General features: G+C 48.9%; 5 protein-coding genes. 2 read left to right on the top strand and 3 right to left on the bottom strand.

The features are described from left to right. Positions 1 to 55: 55 nt before the first annotated feature. Both KDK14_RS19870 and KDK14_RS19865 read right to left on the bottom strand, forming a co-directional pair. A complete protein-coding gene (locus KDK14_RS19870; protein ID WP_257266960.1) occupies positions 56 to 820 on the bottom strand; it encodes a class II glutamine amidotransferase in 765 nt (254 codons plus the stop codon). 18 nt (positions 821 to 838) lie between these two features. Continuing rightward, positions 839 to 1,249 (bottom strand): hypothetical protein, encoded by a 411-nt coding sequence (locus KDK14_RS19865; RefSeq protein WP_257266959.1) that lies wholly within the window; start codon positions 1,247 to 1,249, stop codon positions 839 to 841. Positions 1,250 to 1,703: 454 nt separating this feature from the next. On the opposite strand from KDK14_RS19865, the gene KDK14_RS19860 reads away from it, so the two are divergent. Both KDK14_RS19860 and htpG read left to right on the top strand, forming a co-directional pair. Next, positions 1,704 to 3,869, top strand: coding sequence for an ankyrin repeat domain-containing protein (locus KDK14_RS19860; RefSeq protein WP_257266958.1), 2,166 nt, complete (start codon positions 1,704 to 1,706; stop codon positions 3,867 to 3,869). Between the two features lie 240 nt (positions 3,870 to 4,109). Beyond that, positions 4,110 to 6,029: a molecular chaperone HtpG gene (gene htpG, locus KDK14_RS19855; protein ID WP_257266957.1), complete on the top strand. Its 1,920-nt coding sequence runs from the start codon at positions 4,110 to 4,112 to the stop codon at positions 6,027 to 6,029. 97 nt (positions 6,030 to 6,126) lie between these two features. Here htpG and KDK14_RS19850 read toward each other — a convergent pair whose 3' ends face one another. Next, entirely contained in the window at positions 6,127 to 6,810 is a 684-nt protein-coding gene (locus KDK14_RS19850; RefSeq protein WP_257266956.1) for a hypothetical protein, read from the bottom strand. Between the last annotated feature and the right edge of the window lie 105 nt (positions 6,811 to 6,915).

The following is a 6,915-nucleotide window of genomic DNA, read 5'->3' as shown; positions in this document are numbered from 1 at the left end:
TAGTAACTGTCCACTTAGCCAGAAATATACGATTCCATTTGGCCAACTACTTATGTCAGGCAAGTTCGCCATTATCAACAATCACCATCTCGCCGGGCTGAACAGGATGCCAGGTCTCATCAATGGTTAATGGGTCCGTGGCTACTACAGTAACAATGTCGTTTTCTGTGGTTTCCCTGGCAAAATCCACTGTGATGTCGGCATCTTTGAGACTGGCCTGATCAAAAGGCGCTCGACGAGTGATCCAATGCAACTGCGTAGAGCAGTAACAATAGAGATAACGGGAGTCTGTCAGCAACATATTAAATACGCCCAGTTCACGCAGTTGGTCCGAGAGCTGGCGGATAAAGCGTTGCAGCGTACTCACTCTTTTGGGTGGCTTGGAGAATCGCTCACGCACCTGGTCCATGAGCCAGCAAAACGCGTATTCGCTGTCCGTGGTCCCCACTGGGAAATAGTGGCTCAGGGGGAATTTTTTGATGCCCTTTAATTGGCCGTTGTGCGCGAAGGTCCAGTATTTGCCCCAGAGTTCGCGGGTGAATGGGTGGGTGTTTTCCAGTGCTACCCTGCCGGCGTTTGCCTGGCGAATATGACTGACCACAATAGTGCTTTTGATCGGGTGGCGGCAGACCAGGTTAGCAATTTCAGATTCACAGCCCGGGTTTGGGTCACGGAACTCCCGTAACCCCTTGCCTTCATAGAACGCGATTCCCCAGCCATCACTGTGGGGTCCGGTGTTGCCACCCCGCTGCATCAGGCCACGGAAGCTGAATATAATGTCCGTAGGCGTGTTGGCACTCATTCCCAGTAGTTCACACATTGGTTTAGAAATCGCTGTTCAGTGGCAGGTGGGTTCTTTACGTTGACGTTCAGGGTGGCTACTTGTGCTGGTCGGGGGTTTCTGTTGGTCACGAGATTCGGTTTTTCCCTTGCCGACAGGTAATAACAGACCTGCAATCGCTGCAATACTGGCGATAATTGCGACACTCTGACCCGTTCGCCACATGGCTTGGGCTCCCTGGCTCAGGCCATCATAAAGACTAATAAAGAGTGCGGGGCCAGGCGTGCTAAAAAAGCTCAGTTCAGGATTAACGGAACCTGGCAGGAAAAACACGACAGCAAACACCAACATCAGAGGCCGCTTTACCCGGGGATGCCATTTACGAACAATAAACCACAGGCTTAGCAGGCAGCCCATGGCTCCTGTCAGGTAAACGCCCCAGCCCCATAAATACTGCAATTCCGTCATTGACTCTCCAACAATCGCCATTGAACCAATGGCAGTTAATGTTATTTACCGCCTTCCTTTGGTGTTGTCAGGAGGTGGCGCTGCTGACCCTCGCCACTCAAGCGGAGGCTGTGGCGAAACCCGAAAGCGAAACTTTAGTCCTTTAAAATATAAGTACGTAAGACCAAGAAATTATAAAAAGAAAATACAAGAAATATAAAAAGGGGAACTTTTACGTCATTGGATTGACTAAGCGATTGTACTGAAATGAATTCCACATTTCCACAGACGCTGCCCGCTTCCCGAAAAGCCCGAACCTCTTGTGCTTTTGCGGGCAGCGGGCGGTGACATTCCCGGACTGAATAAAATGATGAAGTTATTCAGGGACAATTCCCAACTCAATAAAAGTTGCCGAGTGTCCAGTAATTTTCAGTACGATCGATCAACTTATACTTATGTAACAGGAGCTAAAGTTTTGTATAACATAATATCAAATACCCCTCAGCATAGCGCGATTGCACCTGCTTTTGGAGTCTCTGAATCAGAAAATCCGGACATTGATAAATGCAAGCTCTGCCCTGGCCATCTGGGTAATCAACGCTCTGTTGTAGCGGTTCCCTGTACCCATATCTTTCACAAGACGTGTATTGATCAATATCTGAAAGCCGAAAAAGATAAAGCTTGTCCAAGCTGCAGTCGTAGCATTACCCATTGTTTATCGCCAGAAAAGATGCCGCTCCATGTGGCAGCAGCCAAAGGTCAGGCTGATGCTGTCAGTAACCTGCTTGCCCACGGGGCAAATGTGAATGGCAGCACCAAAGACGGACTAACCCCCCTCCATTGCGCTGCCATCCAAGGTGACGCAGCGACTATAAAGTGTCTTGTCAGCCATGGAGCCAGCGGCCTGACAAGCGGTATGAATCCCCTGTACAGTGCCTTCAGGGCGGTAGATCGTTTTTTCAGCCATGATGTCAGCGTTAATGCCCTGGCAAAAGGTATGACTCCCCTGCACAGTGCCATCAAAGCCGGGCAGGATGAGGCTGTTAAGGCTCTGCTCACTGAGGGTGCTGATACCAAAGTACTCATTGGTGAGGGCAAATCACTGCTCAGCTGGGCAAAAGATGAAGGGAAACTGACGCAATCCCTGGTGAAAATTTTAGCCCATGCAACTTGTGATACTGTGACCCCTTGCAAAGGGATGCGGGCCGATCTGCTTGGTGCATTGACTGAGATCAATGACTGGAAATTATTCGATAAAGTGTGGGCCAATACTCCGGATGCTGATATAGATAAACTTCAATGCCCGGGGTCCAGTCAGCTTGCCTTTTTCCGGTCGGTTGAATGCGGTCAGCCCGATAATATCAAGGCCATGATTGACAGAGGCGCTGATGTTAACGCCCGTAACGGTAATAATGAGACCCCCCTCCATTGCGCTGCCAGCAAAGGTGATGCAGCGACTATAGAGTTTCTTGTATGCCATGGTGCCAAGGTCAACGCCCTGACAAACGGTATGACTCCCCTCCATTTTGCGGCGCAACACGGGCAACTGGATGCCATCGAATGCTTGCTCGAATTTAAGGCTAATATCAATTGCCAAGTGATACTAAGGGAAACGCCCATTGCAAGGCTCGTGGACGAGGCATTTATGGCTATTGGGAAGCCCAGTTCGAGATCCACCTATGGGATAACTCCCCTGTACAGTGCTATCGAAGCCGGGCAGGAGCAGGCTGTTAACGCTCTGCTAACTGCAGGCGCCGACACCGAACAGCTCATTGGTTATAGCAGATCACTGCTCAGCTGGGCAAAATATAAAAAGAAACTGACGAAATCCATGGTTGAAAATTTAGCCCATGCAACTTGTGATACTGTGACTCCTTGCAAGGGGATGCGTGCAGATCTGCTTGGTGCATTGATTGACATCAAAGACTGGACTCTATTCGATAAAGTGTGGGCCAATACTCAGGACGCTGATATAGATAAACTTCAATGTCTGGAGTCCAGTCAGCTTGCCTTTTACCGGTCGGTCGAATGGGGTCAGCCAGATAACATCAAGGCCATGATTGCCAGAGGCGCTGACGTTAACGCCCGTAACGGAAATAATGATGAGACTCCGCTTTACCGTGCAGTCGACAAAGGCCAGCCTGAAAGCATTGCAGTGCTGATTGCCGCAAATGCTGATGTCAATGCCACTACGAGAAACGGGTGGACCGCCCTTCATCTTGCGGCTCGAAGAGGTAAGGCATTTATTGCACAGCAGTTGATTGACGCAAAGGCTAATGTTGATGCCAGCATCTCAAACGGGGGTGAGCAGATATCCCTCCGCGACGCGGTTGAAAAATATAAGAGAAATCGCCTAATCGGGGGGACCCCCCTTCACTTTGCGGTTCAAAGTTGTGAGCCAGAGATTGTTAAACAGCTGATTGCAGCTAATGCTGACGTCAATGCCTGCAACAGTGCAGGACATGCCCCTCTTCAAGTTGCACGAATGCTTTGCAGAGGGACATTTATGTATTCATTACTCACGAATGACAGTTCAGCTTATTTCAAGTTTGAAGATTACGAAAATATCATTCAACTTCTGAGCAATACCCGGGTCGATGAGTATTTGGATCACGCAAATCCAGTTGACTCCACGAGCTGACCACGGTTTTTTAAGCCCGGGCATCCTTGCTCTGAGTGGTTGAATATACTGAATCAACCACGCAAAGTCAGGATGAGCCAATTTCTTTTGCATCAATTGCCCCCATGTTGAAAACAGCCACTGATGATAAAATGAAATTTAATAGCCAAAGACCCAAAGAGGGTTGAAATCTTCACCACTGCCCATATCTCCTGTTTACCAAAATACTCAATGTGATGATTAACCTGGATTGAGGTTCCAATGACAGCCGAAACGAACATAGAGACACTGGGTTTTCAGACTGAGGTGAAGCAGCTTCTCCACCTGATGATCCACTCGCTTTATTCCAATCGTGAAATTTTTTTACGGGAGCTGATTTCCAATGCTTCCGATGCCGTAGACAAACTCCGTTACCAGACACTCCAGGACACCGGGTTGCTGAAAAATGACCCCAATCTTGCCATTCGGGTGGATTTTGACAAGGAAGCCAAAACCGTCACGGTCACTGATAACGGCATTGGCATGGACCGTGAGGATGTGATCGCCCACCTGGGGACCATTGCCAAATCCGGTACGGCGGATTTCCTGAAAACCCTGACCGGTGACCAGAAGAAAGATTCCCAGCTGATCGGTCAGTTTGGTGTCGGTTTCTATTCTGCATTTATTGTGGCTGACAAGGTGACCGTTGAAACCCGCAAGGTAGACACAGAAGAGGCGGTGCGCTGGGTGTCCGATGGCTCCGGCGAGTTTACTGTTGAGGCCATAGAGAAGGACAAGCGGGGCACCACCATTATTCTGCACCTGAAGCCTGAGGCGGAAGAGTTTGCCGATGGCTGGCGCCTGCGCAATATCATTCGCAAATACTCCGACCATATCTCTATACCCATCCTGATGCGCAAGGAAGAGATGCCAGCCGCAGGGGAGGAAGAGGAAGAAAAAGAAGCGAAAGACAAGGAGCCTGAGTGGGAAACGGTGAATACGGCGAAAGCCCTTTGGACCCGCTCCCGCAGCGACATCACGGATGAAGAGTATAAAGAGTTTTACAAGCACATCAGCCATGACCATAGCGACCCGCTGAAGTGGAGCCATAACCGGGTAGAAGGCAAACTGGAATACATCAGCTTGCTTTATATTCCCTCAAGGGCACCGTTTGACCTGTATAACCGCGATATGCAAAAAGGGTTGAAACTTTATGTCCAGCGGGTCTTTATCATGGATCAGGCCGATGAGTTCCTGCCCATGTATCTGCGTTTTATCAAGGGCGTGGTTGATTCCAACGATCTGTCACTGAACGTTTCCCGGGAAATACTGCAAAAAGATCCGGCCGTAGACAACATGAAAACCGCACTGACCAAGCGCGTGCTGGATATGCTGGAGAAACTGGCGAAGAAAGAGCCTGAACAGTATGCCAGCTTCTGGCAGGCGTTTGGCCAGGTGATGAAAGAGGGGTCGGCAGAAGACTATGCCAACCGTGAGCGTATTGCCAAACTGTTGCGTTTCTCAACCACCGAGAGCCAGGGGGTTGCACAGGATCAATCCCTGGAAGGCTATGTCTCCCGAATGAAGGAAGATCAGGACAAGATCTACTACATCACCGCAGAGACCGCCAAAGCGGCGGCCAACAGCCCCCATCTGGAGGTGTTCCGCAAGAAAGGGTTGGAGGTCCTGCTGCTTTCTGACCGGGTGGATGAGTGGCTGATGTCGCACCTGTTCGAGTTTGATGGCAAATCATTCGTGGATATTGGCCGTGGTGATCTCGACCTCGGTAAGCTGGACTCTGAAGAAGAGGTGCAGGCCCGGGAAGCGGCGGCTAAAGAGAATGAGGATCTGGTCAAGCGTATCAAGGATGTGCTGGGTGCTGATGTTGAGGCAGTCCGGGTGACTCATCGCCTGACCGACTCCCCGGCCTGTCTGGTGGTTGGGCAGAACGATATGGGCATGCAGATGCGCCGCATTATGGAAGCGGCCGGCCAGAGTATGCCTGAATCCAAACCGATTTTTGAGATTAACCCGGACCACCCATTGATTGGTCGATTGGACAACGAAGTGGACGAAGATCGCTTTGCGGATTTGGCTCATGTGATCTTTGATCAGGCCAGTCTGGCGGCGGGTGGTCAATTGGACGATCCGGCGGCTTATGTCAAGCGTCTAAATAAACTGCTGTTGGAAATGGCCGTCTGAACATAGTGGGTTAAACGGCAAAAAGGCGAAGCCATGGCTTCGCCTTTTTGTTATCAGGTTCTTACTATCAGGCTTCTGGTTGCCCCCGCCTGAATTTTCAAGATTCTACCAAACATTTTCCAGTTTTTTTCAATTTTACAGATTTAAACATATCCGTAGTCATCTGAAATTGTGGTGGTGTTAACTTAGATTTTGTCAACACTGGTTTTGGTTTTATTGCCGGTTTCCCGGCATTGTTTATTACCTTCTTACCCGATAAAACAGCAGGAAGAGGCGGTGGTGGAGGAATCATGCCCGGAGCGACAACAACAGTTTCAATTTTCATTGGAGCTACCGGTTCTGCTGGCTGAGGTTCCTGTACCCGTGGCTCGGTGATCCGGACATCTTCCGTTTTTATTGTTACTTCCCTGCGTTTTTTCAGTTTTTTGAACAGCTCATTCATATGGTCACTAATTTTTTTGTTATTTTTCTTCGCCTTATCTTGATTAGTACTGATATTCTGTTTGATTTGCGCCCAAGTGTCTGATTGTATCTTTACCGGCGGTGGTGGGGGCGCAGCAGGAGGGCCCGCGGGTTTTTGATCAGCCACTGCTATTTTTTGCATACTCAAAGGCATTCGGGAATCACCGCCGGATTTAGTGATCTCTGAGCTGGCAGGCATATGAGTATTCTCTGCAGAACCAGTGACTTTATGTTTGTTAAAATCACCTTTTATATTTGTTCGATTTTTTGGTTGGCCCTTGGCAAATAAAGCTTGCTCGATATTTGATCTAATCTTCATGGCAACTTCTCCCTTGCAGTTTTTGATCTCTTAAATAGTGAGTAATTTTTTATCACCTTAATTTCTAATTAACATAATTATGGTTGATTTTAATGATTTTTATAA

The sequence above is a fragment of the Endozoicomonas sp. ONNA2 genome (assembly GCF_024606365.1).
Lineage (GTDB): Bacteria > Pseudomonadota > Gammaproteobacteria > Pseudomonadales > Endozoicomonadaceae > Endozoicomonas.
Note: the sequence above shows the minus strand (reverse complement) of the source record. Positions and strands in the feature narration are given on the sequence as shown.